Source organism: Streptomyces sp. NPDC058464 (assembly GCF_042721035.1).
In the GTDB taxonomy this organism is placed as follows: domain Bacteria; phylum Actinomycetota; class Actinomycetes; order Streptomycetales; family Streptomycetaceae; genus Streptomyces.
In genome coordinates, this window is sequence record NZ_JBHXMA010000002.1 from 368,857 (window position 1) to 384,298 (window position 15,442).

13 protein-coding genes are annotated in these 15,442 nt (G+C 70.9%); 3 read left to right on the plus strand and 10 right to left on the minus strand.

Features of this window, described 5'->3' with window-relative positions; translation table 11 throughout:
* The first annotated feature begins 17 nt into the window (after window positions 1-17).
* A complete protein-coding gene (locus tag ACFWPQ_RS04675; protein ID WP_384029898.1) occupies window positions 18-1,361 on the plus strand; it encodes a UDP-glucose dehydrogenase family protein in 1,344 nt (447 codons plus the stop codon).
* 18 nt (window positions 1,362-1,379) lie between these two features.
* Here ACFWPQ_RS04675 and ACFWPQ_RS04680 read toward each other — a convergent pair whose 3' ends face one another.
* From ACFWPQ_RS04680 to ACFWPQ_RS04695, 4 genes are all read right to left on the minus strand, one after another.
* On the minus strand, window positions 1,380-2,102 hold the full coding sequence (locus ACFWPQ_RS04680) for a Mut7-C RNAse domain-containing protein (protein ID WP_384029900.1): 723 nt from the start codon (window positions 2,100-2,102) through the stop codon (window positions 1,380-1,382).
* Between the two features lie 33 nt (window positions 2,103-2,135).
* The gene (locus ACFWPQ_RS04685; protein WP_384029902.1) at window positions 2,136-2,777 is read right to left on the minus strand and encodes a TetR/AcrR family transcriptional regulator; all 642 of its coding nucleotides are present in this window, start codon (window positions 2,775-2,777) and stop codon (window positions 2,136-2,138) included.
* Window positions 2,774-4,342, minus strand: coding sequence for an MFS transporter (locus ACFWPQ_RS04690; protein ID WP_384029904.1), 1,569 nt, complete (start codon window positions 4,340-4,342; stop codon window positions 2,774-2,776). Before ACFWPQ_RS04690 ends, ACFWPQ_RS04685 begins: the two co-directional genes overlap by 4 nt.
* A gap of 127 nt (window positions 4,343-4,469) precedes the next feature.
* Window positions 4,470-5,186 carry a hemolysin III family protein gene (locus ACFWPQ_RS04695; RefSeq protein WP_384029906.1) on the minus strand — a complete coding sequence of 239 codons (717 nt, stop codon included), beginning with the start codon at window positions 5,184-5,186 and terminating at the stop codon, window positions 4,470-4,472.
* Window positions 5,187-5,540: 354 nt separating this feature from the next.
* Between ACFWPQ_RS04695 and ACFWPQ_RS04700 the strand changes: the two genes are divergently transcribed.
* Window positions 5,541-7,385 (plus strand): phosphoenolpyruvate carboxykinase (GTP), encoded by a 1,845-nt coding sequence (locus ACFWPQ_RS04700; protein ID WP_384029908.1) that lies wholly within the window; start codon window positions 5,541-5,543, stop codon window positions 7,383-7,385.
* A gap of 370 nt (window positions 7,386-7,755) precedes the next feature.
* A complete protein-coding gene (locus ACFWPQ_RS04705) occupies window positions 7,756-9,720 on the plus strand; it encodes a calcium-binding protein (RefSeq protein ID WP_384029910.1) in 1,965 nt (654 codons plus the stop codon).
* A gap of 33 nt (window positions 9,721-9,753) precedes the next feature.
* Here ACFWPQ_RS04705 and ACFWPQ_RS04710 read toward each other — a convergent pair whose 3' ends face one another.
* The 6 genes from ACFWPQ_RS04710 to ACFWPQ_RS04735 form a co-directional block, all read right to left on the minus strand.
* On the minus strand, window positions 9,754-10,356 hold the full coding sequence (locus ACFWPQ_RS04710) for a hypothetical protein (RefSeq protein WP_384029912.1): 603 nt from the start codon (window positions 10,354-10,356) through the stop codon (window positions 9,754-9,756).
* On the minus strand, window positions 10,343-11,872 hold the full coding sequence (locus ACFWPQ_RS04715) for a substrate-binding domain-containing protein (protein WP_384029914.1): 1,530 nt from the start codon (window positions 11,870-11,872) through the stop codon (window positions 10,343-10,345). The genes ACFWPQ_RS04710 and ACFWPQ_RS04715 overlap by 14 nt, the downstream gene beginning before the upstream one ends.
* Window positions 11,869-13,068: a toxic anion resistance protein gene (locus tag ACFWPQ_RS04720; RefSeq protein ID WP_384030094.1), complete on the minus strand. Its 1,200-nt coding sequence runs from the start codon at window positions 13,066-13,068 to the stop codon at window positions 11,869-11,871. Before ACFWPQ_RS04720 ends, ACFWPQ_RS04715 begins: the two co-directional genes overlap by 4 nt.
* 30 nt (window positions 13,069-13,098) lie before the next feature.
* Window positions 13,099-14,175: a hypothetical protein gene (locus ACFWPQ_RS04725; protein WP_384029916.1), complete on the minus strand. Its 1,077-nt coding sequence runs from the start codon at window positions 14,173-14,175 to the stop codon at window positions 13,099-13,101.
* 109 nt (window positions 14,176-14,284) lie between these two features.
* On the minus strand, window positions 14,285-14,872 hold the full coding sequence (locus ACFWPQ_RS04730; RefSeq protein ID WP_384030096.1) for a Uma2 family endonuclease: 588 nt from the start codon (window positions 14,870-14,872) through the stop codon (window positions 14,285-14,287).
* Between the two features lie 87 nt (window positions 14,873-14,959).
* The gene (locus tag ACFWPQ_RS04735) at window positions 14,960-15,367 is read right to left on the minus strand and encodes a hypothetical protein (protein WP_384029918.1); all 408 of its coding nucleotides are present in this window, start codon (window positions 15,365-15,367) and stop codon (window positions 14,960-14,962) included.
* Window positions 15,368-15,442: the final 75 nt, after the last annotated feature.

Genomic DNA, 15,442 nt, shown 5'->3' on the forward strand with positions numbered 1-15,442 from the left:
ATCCCCTCGGAGGCATCATGGACACTCTTCCCGACAGCACCCACGCGCCCCGTCTCACCGTCATCGGCACCGGCTACCTGGGCGCCACGCACGCCGTGTGCATGGCGGAACTCGGCTACGAGGTGCTCGGCGTCGACGTCGATCCCGGCAAGATCGAGCTGCTGAGAGCCGGGCAGGTACCGTTCTTCGAGCCAGGGCTGCCCGAACTCCTGGTCAAGGCGCAGGAGTCAGGCCGGCTGCACTTCACGACGAGCCTCGCGGAGGCCGCGGAGTTCGGCGACATCCACTTCATCTGCGTGGGCACCCCGCAGCAGCCCGGTTCCTACGCGGCGGACCTGCGCTACGTGGAGGGCGCGGTGACCGAGCTGGCCCGGCACCTGCACCGCCGGGCCCTGGTGGTCGGGAAGTCGACGGTGCCGGTGGGCACCGCGGCCCGCCTCGCGGAGCTGGTCCGGAGCACCGCCCCGGCCGGGGACGCCGTGGAGCTGGCCTGGAACCCGGAGTTCCTGCGCGAGGGCTTCGCGGTGGAGGACACCCTGCACCCCGACCGGCTGGTGTTCGGCACCGAGTCCGCGTGGGCGGAGCAGCAGCTGCGCGCCGCGTTCGCGCCGGTCATCGCCCAGGGCACCCCGGTGGTGGTCGCCGACCTGCCGACCGCCGAACTGGTCAAGGTCGCCGCCAACTCCTTCCTCGCCACGAAGATCTCGTACATCAACGCCATGGCGGAGGTCTGCGAGGCCACCGGCGCCGACGTGCACCGGCTGGCGGAGGCGCTGGCCTACGACGACCGGATCGGCGGCCGGTTCCTGAAGCCGGGACTGGGCTTCGGCGGCGGCTGCCTGCCCAAGGACATCAGGGCGTTCATCCACCGCGCCGAGGAACTGGACGTCTCCCAGGCGGTCGCCTTCCTGCGCGAGGTGGACGCGATCAACCAGCGGCGCCGGGCCCGCACCGTGGACCTGGTCCGCGAGCTGGTCGGCGGCGAACTCGCCGGCACGAAGGTGGCCGCGCTCGGGGCGGCCTTCAAGCCCAACTCCGACGACATCCGGGACGCCCCGGCGCTGGACGTCGCCGCCACCCTGCACCGGGCCGGCGCGCAGGTGACGGTCTACGACCCGGTGGCGATGGACAACGCCCGCCGCGTCCACCCCGAGCTGGCGTACGGGACGGACGCGCTGCAGGCCGCCGCGGACGCCGATGTCGTGGTCCTGCTCACCGAGTGGACGCAGTTCCGGGAGATCGACCCGGAGGCCATGGGCGCCGTGGTGAACCGGCGCCGGGTCGTGGACGGCCGGCACGCCCTCGACCCCGCCCAGTGGCGCGCGGCCGGCTGGGAGTACCGGGCGCTGGGCCGCAACTGACCCCGGACCGGCGCCGGTTCAGGCGAACTCGGCGAGGGCGCGTGCCACGATGGCCTCCAGCTGCTCGTGGTGCGCGCCCTTCCAGTACGCCCGGCCGCACTCCGCGCACTGCGCGAAGACGTCGTACGACTTCTGCGTGCCGCCCTTCAGCTGGTCCGCCACCTCGTCCTTCGTCGCCTCCTTCAGCAGGCCGTTGCAGGCCGTGCAGCGGGTCCAGGGGCGCAGGGCGGGGGCGAACCGGTCGAGGACGTCGTGGAGCTGGTCGTCGGGGCTGGTGCTGTAGACGTACGCGCCCGCCCAGAGTTCGCGGCGGCGCAGCAGGCCCCGGTCGCGGCTGAGCAGGACGCGTTTCTCGGCCGCCGAGCGGGCCGCGAGGGCCGGGTCGCCGATGTCCGTCGACTCGTACGCCGTGTCCACGCCGAGGAGGCGGAGCCGGCGGGCGAGGGTGCCGAGGTGGACGTCGAGGAGGAAGCGGAGCGGAGCCCCGGGGACCCGCTGCGGGCGCCGTACCGGGCGAACGGCCACCGACTCGCCGTGCGCCGGGATGTGGCCCGGCGGGACCTCCCGGCCGTCCACCACCAGGGCGCCGACCTCGGTGAGCGGGACGCCGAGGGACTCGATGACGTGGCCGAGGGTCGAGACGCCGTCGACGCCGAGGGGGTGGACGCCCACGCGGCGGGCGTGCGGGACGAACAGGGCCAGCCCGGGAGCGACTTCGACCTGGATCTCGGGAGCGTTCACCTGGTCAGGATCGCATGGGCGAGGGCCTTGACCTCAGTGGTTTTCCGGGGGCAGGCCGTGCTCGATGACGTTCAGGGCGCGGTCGACGAGGGCGTCGAAGTCGGGCTCGTGCTCCTGCTCCGCCCAGTACATCGAGGTCTCCATCAGTCCGCCGACGATGGACATCGCGTAGACCCGTACCTCCAGGCTGTCCGGGTCGAGGCCGGTGCGCTCGCCGATGGCCCGCCGGAACATGCGGCCGGTGCTCGACATGCTCTCCATCATCCGCGAGCGCACCGCCGGCACCTCGACCATCAGCCGGGTGCGCAGCCGGGAGACCACGGGGTCGTCCTTCGCGCCCAGCCTGATCGCCCGGTGCATCACATGGCGGAGGGAGACCGGCCACGGCTCGTCGGTGGGCCGTGCCCGGAGCTCCTCCATGATCAGCGGGTCGTACTCGTCCGTGAGGACGATGTCCTCCTTGGTCGGGAAGTACCGGTAGACCGTCGACGGCGACACCTCGGCCCGCTCGGCGATCTGCTCGATCGTCGTCGCGTCGTACCCCTGCTCCGCGACCAGCGCGTACATCGCGGTGCGGATGGCCTCGCGCGTCTTGATCTTCTTGCGTTCGCGCAGGCCGAGCCGGGGGGTGTCGGCGGGGGAGAGGGGAGGATGTGCGGCCGTCATGCCGGTCATTGTCCGGCATCGGCGGTGGCGGGGGCCACGGCCGGGGACTCGTTCCCTTCGGTGCGGCGCTCGGCGGGGGTGTTCGGCAGGAGCGCGGCGGCCAGCAGCGCGGTGGCGAGCGCGGCGATCCCGCACACCATCAGGACCAGGCCCATGCCGTGGACGTACGAGGCGTTCGCGGAGGCGACGAGGTCGGTCGAGCCGGTCTTCGCGGCGACCAGGTGGGCGGCGACGACGGACTCCCCCGCGGTGTGGCCGAGCGGGGCGGGCAGTCCGGTGACGTCCAGGCGGTCCCGGAAGGCACCGGCCAGCAGGCTGCCGAGCAGGGCGATGCCGATCGCGCCGCCGACCTGGCGCGTGGTCATCAGCAGCCCGGAGCCGCTGCCGGCCCGGTCCGCGGGCAGGGCGCCGAGCGCGCCGTCCATGGAGGGGACCACCGAGAAGCCGAAGCCGAGGCCGGCGATGGACAGCCACAGCGCGGTGAAGCCGTAGCCGTCGCTCACCGAGGTGCGGCTGCCGAGCAGGGCGGCGAAGGCGAGGACGACCAGGCCGGCGGCGACCACGGCGCGGGCGCCGAAGCGGGCGACGACCGGCTGGGCGGTGCGCGCGGCGATGACCAGGCCGCCCATCATGGGGAGCAGGCGCAGGCCGGTGCCGAAGGCGTCGTTGCCGAGGACCGCCTGGAGGTACTGCGGCAGCACGAACAGCAGGCCGGACAGCACGAACATCACCAGGGTCGCCGCGAGGGTGTTCAGCAGGAAGCCGCGGTGGGTGAGGAGCTCCATGTCGAGCATGGGGCGCACCGCCCGGCGTTCGCGCAGCACCAGCGCCGTGCCGAGGACGACGGCGACCGCGAACAGGGCCAGCACCAGCGGGTCGCCCCAGCCGCGGCCGGGGGCCTCGATGATCGCGTAGACCAGGGCGCCGAGGCCGACCGCGGTGAGCACGGTGGAGAGGATGTCGACCCTGGGGGAGGCCGGGTCGCTGGTCTCGGGGAGCAGGAAGACGCAGGCGGCGATGCCGATGGCGGCCATCGGCACGTTGATCAGGAAGACCGAGCCCCACCAGAAGTGGTTGAGCAGGAAGCCGCCGATGATCGGGCCGAGCGGCAGGCCGAGCGCCGAGGCGGCCGAGACGATGCCGACGGCCCGGGTGCGCTCGCCCGGCCCGAACAGCGAGGGCAGCACCGACATCGCGAGCGGCATCACCAGCGCCGCGCCGACGCCCATCGCCGCGCGGGCGGCGATCACCCAGTTCACGTCGCCGGCGAGCGAGCCCATCACCGAGCCCGCCAGGAAGACCAGCAGGCCGACGACGAGCATCCGGCGGCGGCCGAAGCGGTCGCCGAGGAGTCCGGCGGGGAGCATCAGCGACGCGAAGACGATGACGTACGCGTCCGCCATCCACTGCTGCTGGCTGGTGGTGGCGCCGAGCTCCTCGGCCATCGTCGGGAGCGCCACGTTGAGGATCGTCGTGTCGAAGCCGAGCACCAGCATGCTCGCGACCAGGGCACCGAGAGCCCACCAGCGGCGGGGGTTCTGGTGCGTCTCTTCAAGATGAGTGACAGTAGCCATGAAATGAGAGTAGCTCTCAAAATCCAGTTGCTGTCAATGGCGAGTTGATGTCGTAATGTGGAAGAGGGCATGAAAAAAGTGGCCACGGCTCGGAAGCCGTGGCCACTCGGACGAGCGGTGCCGGGAGCTACGCGTGCTGGTACGCCACCAGGGAGATGCCGACGTAGTGGACGACGAAGGCGGCCAGCGTGAGGGAGTGGAACACCTCATGGAACCCGAAGTAGCGCGGTGACGGGTTCGGGCGCTTGATGCCGTAGATCACGCCGCCCGCGCTGTAGAGGAGACCGCCGACGATCACCAGGACCAGGACCGCGATACCGCCGGTGCGCATGAAGTCGGGCAGGAAGAAGACCGCCGCCCAGCCCATCGCTATGTAGCAGGGCGTGTACAGCCAGCGAGGTGCGCCGACCCAGAAGACCCGGAAGACGATCCCCGCGGCCGCCGCGCCCCAGATGCCCCACAGCAGCCACTGCCCCTTCGCTCCGGGCAGCAGCAGCATGGTCAGGGGCGTGTAGGTGCCCGCGATGATCAGGAAGATGTTGGCGTGGTCGAGCCTGCGCAGGATCCCGTCCATGCGCGGGGTCCAGTTGCCCCGGTGGTAGAGCGCGCTCACGCCGAACAGCAGGCATGCCGTCAGGGCGAAGATCCCGCAGGCGATACGGCCGCGCGGCGAGTCGGCGAGGGCGGTGAGGACGAGGCCCGCGACCAGTACGGCCGGGAACATGCCCAGGTGCAGCCAGCCGCGCAGCTTGGGCTTGACCTGTTGCGACAGGGAGGAGAGCGCGGCGGAACCACGGCCGGCGGTCGGCGAGTCCGTGGGCGCGTCGGGGACGGGCGCAGTCATGAAGGGCATCGTACCTACGGAACCGTAAGTTACGGATCAGTCTCGCTCGATGACCACCGGAGAGTGGCCATCGTCTCACGGGGCCTCGGTTGCGCTCACATCGATGAGCAAAAAGACCTTGAGGCGAACTCAATGTGGACGCAAAGAAACGCAGGTGGGCGCAGAAACCGTGGCCTTCCTCACGTCGCTCATCTGTGACTCCCTCTGGACAGATGGGTGATCGAGTCGGAGGATCAAATGAGTGCGGTCGGCACCGGATGAGCGGCTACGAAGCATCCGGGTCGCAGCCCCCACGGGGCAACAAGGCCTGAAAACAGGGCCACAAGATCAAAAATCCCTCATTTAGGAGCAATCGTGGCGCGCGACATCGCGGCTCCCACCGTCATCCCCACCAACCATCAGGAACTGATCTCGTGGGTCAACGAGATCGCCGAACTGACGCAACCGGACAGCGTGGTCTGGTGTGACGGATCCGAGGCCGAGTACGAGCGACTGTGCGAAGAGCTCGTGGCGAAGGGCACCTTCAAGAAGCTCGACCCGATCAAGCGCCCCCACTCCTACTACGCGGCCTCCGACCCGACCGATGTCGCCCGGGTCGAGGACCGCACGTTCATCTGCTCCGAGCGGGAGCAGGACGCCGGCCCGACCAACCACTGGAAGGCCCCCGCCGAGATGCGGGCCATCTTTACCGGAGAAGAAAACAGTTTCGCGGGCGAGAAGGGCCTGTTCCGCGGCTCGATGAAGGGCCGGACGATGTACGTCGTCCCGTTCTGCATGGGCCCCCTCGGCTCGCCGCTGTCCGCTCTCGGCGTGGAGATCACGGACTCGGCGTACGTCGCCGCCTCGATGCGCACGATGACGCGCATGGGCCAGCCCGTCCTCGACGAACTCGGCTCCGACGGCTTCTTCGTGAAGGCCGTCCACACCCTCGGCGCCCCGCTCGCGGAGGGCCAGGCCGACGTCCCCTGGCCGTGCAACCAGACCAAGTACATCTCGCACTTCCCCGAGTCGCGCGAGATCTGGTCCTACGGCTCCGGCTACGGCGGCAACGCCCTGCTCGGCAAGAAGTGCTACGCCCTGCGCATCGCGTCCGTCATGGCGCGCGACGAGGGCTGGCTCGCCGAGCACATGCTGATACTCAAGCTGACTCCGCCGCAGGGCGAGTCGAAGTACGTCGCCGCGGCCTTCCCCTCCGCCTGCGGCAAGACGAACCTCGCCATGCTGGAGCCCACCGTCTCCGGCTGGACCGTGGAGACGATCGGCGACGACATCGCCTGGATGCGGTTCGGCGAGGACGGCCGGCTCTACGCCATCAACCCCGAGGCCGGCTTCTTCGGCGTCGCGCCCGGCACCGGTGAGCACACCAACGCCAACGCGATGAAGACGCTGTGGGGCAACGCCGTCTTCACCAACGTGGCGCTGACCGACGACAACGACATCTGGTGGGAGGGCATGACGGAGGAGACTCCGGCCCACCTGACGGACTGGAAGGGCAACGACTGGACGCCGGCGTCCGACGTCCCGGCCGCCCATCCCAACGCCCGCTTCACCGTGCCCGCCGCCCAGTGCCCGATCATCGCGCCGGAGTGGGAGGACCCGAAGGGCGTGCCGATCTCGGCGATCCTCTTCGGCGGCCGCCGCGCCACCGCCGTACCGCTGGTGACCGAGTCCTTCGACTGGAACCACGGCGTCTTCCTCGGCGCGAACGTCGCGTCCGAGAAGACCGCCGCCGCCGAGGGCAAGGTCGGCGAGCTGCGCCGCGACCCGTTCGCGATGCTGCCGTTCTGCGGGTACAACATGGGCGACTACATGGCCCACTGGATCGACGTGGCCAAGGACAAGGACCAGGCCAAGCTGCCGAAGATCTACTACGTCAACTGGTTCCGCAAGAACGACCAGGGCAAGTTCGTCTGGCCGGGCTTCGGCGAGAACTCCCGCGTCCTGAAGTGGATCGTGGAGCGGCTGGACGGCAAGGCCGAGGGCGTCGAGACACCGATCGGCGTGCTGCCGACCCGGGACGCCCTCGACACCAACGGGCTCGACCTCGCGGACAGCGACCTCGACTTCCTGCTGACCGTCGACAAGGAGGTCTGGCGGGAGGAGGCGTCCCTCGTCCCCGACCACCTGAACACCTTCGGCGAACACACGCCGAAGGAGCTGTGGGCCGAGTACCGGGCGCTGGTGGAGCGGCTGGGCTGAGCCCCCTTCGGAAAAGACTCCGAGTCTCCCTCCGAGAAGACTCCGCGGCCGGTCCGGATGTGCCCTGACCAGCGATCGTCACGACCGGCCGCGGTGTGAACCGGCGAGGCCGCGCACAACGGCGTGTGCGGCTCCTGGGCCTGCCGTCCCTGCTCCCGTCCGCCCCGACGGGCACGGGGACGGCAGGCCTTCGCCTGTGCGGGTGGGGCCGCGGTCGCCCGCCGGGCTGATTTCCTGCGGCCGGTGAGCCCAAGGCGGCTCGTGGCGCGTCGACCCGTGGACCGGCGCCGGAACGCTGGCGGATATGTTCACACCACATGTTCGATCGTTCACACCTGGTGTTCGATCACGCACGATCCGGGCCGGAACCGTGGCAGCCACCCTCCTGGCGCTGCTCCTGGCCCTGCCGGGCACCGCGGTCGCCGCCCCCGGCGACCTGGACAGCGGATTCGGCGGCGACGGCACGGTCCGCACCGACCTCGGTGGCACCGACTCCGCCAACGACGTGGCGGTGCAGTCCGACGGCAAGATCGTCTCCGTCGGCTCCTCCGCCTCCGACACGGTGCCGGAGAGCGACTTCGCGCTGACCCGGCACAACGCCGACGGCACCCTGGACACGAGCTTCGGCGGCGACGGCAGGGTCACGACCCCCGTCAACAACATGATCCCGCCCGAGGAGCTCCAGTGGAGCGAGGCCCATGCCGTGGCGCTCCAGCCCGACGGCAAGATCGTCGTGGCGGGCGGCAGTTGGCGCGGGTACGAGAACTGCTGCTGGTTCACCGTGGCCCGGTACAACACCGACGGCACGCTGGACACGGGATTCGGCGGCGGTGACGGTCGGGTGTTCACCGACTTCGGCACCCCCGAAGAGGCCATGGACGTCGCGGTGCAGCCGGACGGCAGGATCGTCGCCGCGGGCTATGTCGGTGGCCAGGCCGCGGTGGCCCGTTACCTCTCCGACGGCACCCTGGACACCAGCTTCAGCGGTGACGGCATGGTGACCACCGACCCCTCGCCCTCTCCGGAGGAGGGCGGCGACGTGCGCGCCCTGGCCCTCCAGCCCGACGGCAAGATCGTGGTCGCGGGCCAGGTCGGGACGACCCGCTTCGACTTCTCGCTCATCCGCTACAACGGCGACGGCAGCCTCGACACCGGGTTCGGCAGCGGCGGCATCCAGCGGACGGACTTCGGTGACTACGACACCGCGGAGGCGCTCGCGATCCAGCCCGACGGCAAGATCGTCGCGGCCGGCGGGGGCGGCGGCGGGTTCGCGCTCGCCCGCTACCACACCAACGGCACTCTGGACACGACCTTCGACGGCGACGGCCTGGCCGTCACCCCCGGCGGAAGCGCCCAGGACGTGAAACTGCAGAGCGACGGGCGGATCGTCGTCGCAGGCGGCGGGGCCGGCGGCTTCGCGGTCCTGCGGTACAACACCGACGGCGGTCCGGACGGCGGCTTCGGCACCGGCGGCCGGGTGACCACGGGCTTCGGCGGCACCGACGTGGCCCACGGCGTGGCGCTCCAGTCCGACGGCCGGATCGTCGCCGCGGGGCAGGGCGGACCGAACAACGACTTCGCGCTCGCCCGCTACCTGGGCGGGGGCGGAAGCACCCCGCCGCCGCCCAGCGCGGACCTCTCCGTCACCAAGACCGGCCCGTCCTCCGTCACCATCGGCGACCGCGCCACCTACACGGTCCGCGTGACCAACGCGGCCGCCTCCACCGCGGCCGCCACCGGGGTCACGCTGACCGACACCCTCTCCGGAGGGGGCGCGACCCTGATCTCGGCCACCCCCGACCAGGGCAGCTGCACCACCACCGCGACCGGCGCCACCTGCGCCCTCGGCACGCTGGCGCCGGGCGCGAGCACCACGGTCACGGTCGTCGCCGAACCCCGCGCCACCGGCACCCTCGGCAACACCGCCACGGTCACGGGCACCCCGGCCGACCCGGCGACCGGCAACAACACCGCCACGGCGACCGGCACCGTCAACAACTCCCGGGGCTGCACGATCATCGGCACCAGCGGCGCCGACACCCTCAACGGCACCTTCCGCAACGACGTGATCTGCGGCCTGGGCGGCAACGACACCCTCCGCGGCAACGACGGCACCGACACGGTCTACGGCGACTACGGCAACGACACCATCGACGGAGGCAACGCCAACGACACCCTCTACGGCGGACCGGGCAACGACATCGTGAACGGATCCGCCGGCAACGACCGGGTCGTCACCACCGACGGCGTGTCCGCCAACGACACGGCCAACGGCGGCGCCGGCACCGACACCTGCACCACCGACCCGGGCGACACCCGCATCAGCTGTCCCTGACCGCCACCGCGACGACTGAGGCCGGGGCCGGCCTCAGTTGTTGCGGTCCTCCAGGTACCGGGTGTGCGTCTCCTGGCGCCGGGCCTCGGCGTCCCTGAGGTCTGCCGCCAGACGCTCCGCCTCCTCCTTCAGCAGGGCCAGCTGTCGCTCCAGGTGCCGCTCGGGAGGCTCCTGGCCGGGGGCCAGCCGCGTCCACCACCGGGTGCGTACGAAGCTGTCGACCGCCTCCGGGATGTCCTGCCGGACCGTCCGCGAGAGGACATGGACGCCCTCCGGGTCCTGGGCGAGCAGCTCGGCGGGCCGGCCCGGGTCCAGCAACGCGGTCAGCAGGTCCGTCAGTTCGCCGAGCCGGGCTTCGGTCGAGGCCGGCAGTCCGACCTCCGCCAGATAGGTCTCCAGCTTGCGGAAGTCGGCCCGCACCTCGCCCAGCTGGGCGGACGGGGTCGGGAACTCCGGCAGCGGCGGGCGTTCCGGCGGCGCGATCAGTGCGCCCGCGCCGTACAGGCCCGCCACCACCACCGGCCAGTACGTGCCCGCCACCCCCGTGAAGGTCAGGACCAGGCCGACGAGGCCGGCCCCGCTGCCCGTGAGGTTCTTACGGGATTCGAGGTAGGCGAGAGCCCTACTGGTAGCCACGGATCTCCTCGAAGGCGCCGTCCAGCGAGCCCCGCTGGGCGTCGAAGAGACGGCCGCCGGTCAGGGCGGCGATGTGCTGGAGTTCGGCATGGGAGGAGTCGCCGAAGAGGATGGGGAAGACGGGGATCTGCTGCCGGTCGGTGGAGAGCTTGTTGTAGAACTCGTCGAAGTCGGCGACCTTGGCGCCCGTGGTGTTCTCGCCGTCGGTCATCAGCACGATCGACGTGAAGGTGTCCTGGGAGGGGTTCAGCCGGCCGTACGCCTTCTCCAGGGAGGTGTAGATCGCCGTGCTGCCGTCGGCGTGCAGGGCGTCGGTGTCCTTGCGGATCGCGGCGAGGTCGGCCTTGTCGTCGACCACATGGGTGCTGACGCTCTTCACGTCCGAGCCGAACGGCATCAGGGTGACCTCCTCGCGGTCGCGGAAGTCGCCGGTGAGGCCGGTGAGGGCCTTCTTCAGGCGGGAGAGGCGGTCGCCCTTCATCGAGCCCGAGGTGTCCAGGACGTAGACCGTGCGGGAGGGCCGGCGCAGGTCGTTCTCGTAGGCCGAGATGAGACCGTCGGCCACCGACTTGCTGCCGGGGAAGGGGAGTTCGCGGCGGCGGCTGGTGTCCAGGCCGGCGGCCGGGGCGACGGAGGCCACGACCGGACGGCGGTGCGTGGTGTCCGTGATGAGCTTCTGCACGGCCGCGGTGCGCAGGTCCTCCGTCACCCTGCGGACGTCCTCGCGGGTCGCGGCGGAGGTCGAGGCCAGGGAGGAGAACGGGTAGTCGGCGGTGATCACGCCGTCGCTCGGGCGGATCACGGTGAGACCGGGGATGCCCTGCAGCACGGACTCGTAGTTGAGCAGGGCGTCGACGTTGCCGCGCCGCTGGTACGCCGAGGCCAGCCAGCCGGAGGAGCCCGAGGTCAGGGACTGGCCCCTGAAGAACTTCTTCAGCCGGGGAGTCGCCTTGGTGACGTCGTCGTCGGTGAGCGCCGACTGGGCGCCGGAGAGCGCGGAGGCCACCGAGACCAGCGTGGCGAAGCCGGAGTTGGAGCGGGCCGGATCCGTCATGCCGTACGTCAGCCTGCCGGCTTCGACGGCCCGCTCGACCTGGGACCAGGTGACGGCGGCCGGCTTCCAGCCCAGCGAGCGGACGGTGGACGTCTTCACGCCGATCGCGACCGGGCTGGACATGATCGAGGTCTCGGAGACGACCTTCTTCGCCGCCTCCGGACGCAGCCGCAGATAGTCGTCGGAGGACAGCCAGAGCGCGTCGTACCTCCCGTCCACCTTTCCCCTGGCCAGCAGGTCGATGGCGTCCAGGGTGCCCATGTAGGTCGGACGGATCGTGACCCCGGTGTCCTTGCGGACCCGGTCGAAGACGGCCGTCATGTCGCTGAGTTCGGAGGAGGCGAGGACCCGCAGGGTGCCGGGCTTCGGGGCCGTGGAGTCGTCGCCGTGGTCCTCGGAGGTGCAGCCGGCCAGGACGACGGCCGCCGCCGCGAGGAGGGCAGGGAGAACACGTCTGTTCATGCGAGGCCGCCGTCCAGCGCGCCCTTCGCCCGGCTGCGCTCCAGGTAGGCGCTCGCCTGCTGGAGTTCGTCCGTGAGGGACTGCACGGTGTTCGCCATCGCCTCGGTCGCCTGCACCTTGTAGGTGTCGATGGCGTCGAGGGTCCGGTAGATCTGCTGGAACGCGGCCCGCAGCGTCTCGGCGCCCACGGCCGGGTCGGCGGCGATCCGCTGGATCTCGCCGCTCTGGCTCGCGAGCATCTCGGCGTTGCCCCGGATCAGGTCCTCGGTCGTCCCGCGCAACGCGTTGACCTGCTCGATCACCTTCTTCTGCGTGTCGAGCGCGGAAGCCAGCATCACCGAGATCCGCAGCGCGGAGACGGTGGTGGTGGCCGCGCGTTCGACCCCCTTGATCAGCTCGTCGTTGTTGCGCCGTACGACGTCCATCGCGAGGTAGCCCTGTGCGGACACCGCGAGCTGGGTGAGCAGGTCCTGGTGCTTCTGCCGGACCGGGAACAGCACGTCCGCCCGCACGGCGTCGGCCTCCTGGGGGTCCGGGATCCGGGCGACGTGCTGCTCGACGGCGGTGTCCAGGGCCTGGGTGAGGACCACGTACTCCTGGAGTTTGCCCATGGTCTCCCAGAGCCGCACCCGCTCCGTCTGCAACGCCGCGTTGTCCCGCCGGAGTTCGTCCTGCCCGCCGCGCAGCGAGCCCACGATCTTGTTCAACGTCCCCTGCGCGGAGGCGTACTTGGCGACATGGTCGCGGAGCCTGTTGCCGCCGGGCAGCCGGGACAGGAACTTGCGGCCCTTGCCCGCGGGCAGGTCGCGCGGGTCCAGGTCCTCCACGACCCGGCGCAGCTCGACCAGCGAGCCGGCCACCTTGGCCTGGGCGTCGCCGCCCTTGTCGGGCAGGCTGCGGACGGCACGCTCCAGCATGCGGTTGGACTGCGAGGCGGCGGTGCGCATCTCGCCGGCGCCGAGGCCGGTGATCTCGCCGACCTTGCTCGCGAACTCCGGTGACCGGGCGTCCAGGGCGGCGAGGTCGCGGACGTAGTCGGAGGCCCTCCGCGCCATGTCCGTACGGACGCCGTCGTCGACGGGCACCAGCCCGCCCGCCTTCTCGCGCGGCACGGGCGCGACCGCCTCGGGCGGGGTCAGCGTGAAGACGTCCTCACCGCTCAGCGTGGGCGGGTGCTCACCGCCGCTCGGCCTCATCTTGTCGAAGTTGCTCACAGGGTCCCCCCGTCAGCCGCGCGCACGGCGGGCCATGTCGTGCAGCACCGTGGAGGTGGGCACGGGCGCCTGCCGGACGCCGGTCAGTGTCTGGTTGAGGTAGGCGGCGCGGTCGGCGGTGGCCTTGACGAACTCGGCGGAGTCGCCCTGGGGCCGGAAGCCGTGCCTGACGGCGAGCCTGCGCAGGGTCGGGTCGGTGCTGAGGAGTTCGCCGAGTTCCCGGCCGGCGTCGTCGAGCGGCACGATGGTGTGGTCGCTGTTGACCGTGGTGTCCGGGTAGAGGACGACGAGGTCGTCGGAGCCGTGCTGCTCCGCGAGCAGCGACACGACCTGCGACTCGTACAGGCACACCAGCGGGTTGCCGGCGCCGCTGATGAAGTCCCGGAACACCGAGTCGCTGCTGGGCTGTTGGGCACCCTGCACGCTGACGAGCTTGTGCAGCAGCGGCGCCGTCTTCCTGACATCGGCATCACTCGCCACCACCCGCCCCCCGTTGGCGACGTAGGAGGCGGCGGCGAGGTAGAGGGCGCCGGAGTTGGAGGTCTCGGGGTCGGTGCTGGTGATGTACAGCGTCCCGGTCAACTCGCCGTGCGCCTTGGCCCCGTTGAGCTGCTGCCAGGTCCGGTTGTGCCGGGCGGCGTCCAGGTAAGCGGCCATCTTCAGGGTCCCCTTGCCCTTCCCGTCGAGCACGGCGAGGCCGTTGGCGGCCAGCACCTGGGCCGCGCTGCGGTGGGCCACCACCACGAGGGGGGAGTAGAAGGGCCGGGGGAGGGGCTGGCGGGCGTGGTACTTCTCGGCCAGCGTGTCGGCGGGCGCCGAGCTGGACGGGAAGGCGAAGTCGTAGCCCTTCAGGTCCAGATCCTCCATGGCCCAGGATCCGGACGCCTCCGTCTTCACGGTGTAGCCCTTGGCGGCGAGGGCCTTCACCACATCGGGATCGGCGAAGAAGTCCGACTTCTCCGAACCGATCACACCGCGCACGGTCTTCGTTGCCGTGCCCTTGCCATCCCCTTGCCGGCCTGCGACGACGGCAGCCACCACGCCACCGATCAGCAGCACCGCGAGGACGATTCCCGCGATACGTCTCACGAGGTGGAGAGTGCTCCCGGAATCCCTCAGTCCTGGGTGGAACGGGTGAACGAGGGGTGAAGGGGGCGCCCCGGAACGAAACCGGAGCGCCGGAGTCCGCCGAGCGCCGTCAGACGGGGTCGTTCCCGGCCTTGCCGTACCGGCGGAAGGCGGAGGTCTCCACCTGCCAGGGGCCGAAGGGCACCAGGTCGCCGTAGATGTACGGGTCCATGCGCCGGTAGTGGTGGTCCCCGCACGGGTCTGAATGCACCTCGATCGTGCCCTTCCGCGGGTCGACGATCATGAAGTGGGCGATGCCCATTGCCGCGTATTCGCTGATCTTCTCGGCGTAGTCGATGTCCGGGTTGGACGGTGACCCGATCTCGACGATCGCCAGCACGTGCGAGGCGTCCACGGCTTGCCCCTCCTCGTCGAGCACGTCCTCGGGGATGACGACGGCGTCGGGGCGGCGCATGCGGCCGAGGGCGGGGTGCTCGATCTCCGGGCCGTTCTCGCACATGTAGCCGGGGTGGGTGACCTGGAGCTGGGTGTTCAGCTGATTGCGGATACGGCTGACCGTGCCCTCATGGCGCTTCGACGGGCACATCATCGCCAGTATCGGACCGGAGGGGCCGATCTCGACGCTCCAGGTCCCTTCGAGCTGCTCCGCGTAGGCCCCGAGTTGCTCGGCGATCGCGCGCATCTTCGGGTAGTCCATGCCCATGACCTCAGCGTACTGACATGTGGCAACCCGGTCCGCGCGTCGCTGCGGGAGCGCGCGGACCGGGGCCGTCCGGGGGGTGGGTCAGCCGGCTGTGGTGAGTTCCGTGGCCGCCGCGTGGGCGTCCATGCGTTCCGCCGCGAGGATCGCCGCCGCGGTGTCCGCCCGGGACGCCGCGACCACCAGCGCGCGGCCCGCGAGCGCATGCGCACGCTCGTGGAGCGCGGCCGGCTCCTGGACCGCCGTCAGTGACGCGCGGACCGGCGTCCGTCCGCCCCGCAGCCGGGCCACCTGCTCGGCCAGCCGGATCGCGGCGGCGTCGAGGTCGGTGGACGGCGTGAGTGCGCGCAGTTCGTCGGTGACGGCCAGCAGCGCCGCGAGGTGTCCCGCGAGCTGGATGTCCAGCTCCTCCTCGCGCGTCCGGTGGGGGAAGTCGGAAGGTGTGCCGGCCATCGTGCTGTGGACCGACTTGGTGCGGATCGGTTCGTACATGGGAGATGGCCTCCTGTGCTCTGACAGGAAGCCATCCTAGCTTAGATTTCGTCTAAAGTTGACCGGGCTCACGGA

Bases quoted from the DNA above. Each gene is read 5' to 3' on its own strand.
- ACFWPQ_RS04675 (WP_384029898.1), top strand. From the start codon at position 18: ATGGACACTCTTCCCGACAGCACCCACGCGCCCCGTCTCACCGTCATC.
- ACFWPQ_RS04685 (WP_384029902.1), bottom strand. From the start codon at position 2,777: ATGACCGGCATGACGGCCGCACATCCTCCCCTCTCCCCCGCCGACACC.
- ACFWPQ_RS04690 (WP_384029904.1), bottom strand. From the start codon at position 4,342: ATGGCTACTGTCACTCATCTTGAAGAGACGCACCAGAACCCCCGCCGC.
- ACFWPQ_RS04695 (WP_384029906.1), bottom strand. From the start codon at position 5,186: ATGACTGCGCCCGTCCCCGACGCGCCCACGGACTCGCCGACCGCCGGC.
- ACFWPQ_RS04715 (WP_384029914.1), bottom strand. From the start codon at position 11,872: ATGAACAGACGTGTTCTCCCTGCCCTCCTCGCGGCGGCGGCCGTCGTC.
- ACFWPQ_RS04720 (WP_384030094.1), bottom strand. From the start codon at position 13,068: ATGAGGCCGAGCGGCGGTGAGCACCCGCCCACGCTGAGCGGTGAGGAC.
- ACFWPQ_RS04730 (WP_384030096.1), bottom strand. From the start codon at position 14,872: ATGGACTACCCGAAGATGCGCGCGATCGCCGAGCAACTCGGGGCCTAC.
- ACFWPQ_RS04735 (WP_384029918.1), bottom strand. From the start codon at position 15,367: ATGTACGAACCGATCCGCACCAAGTCGGTCCACAGCACGATGGCCGGC.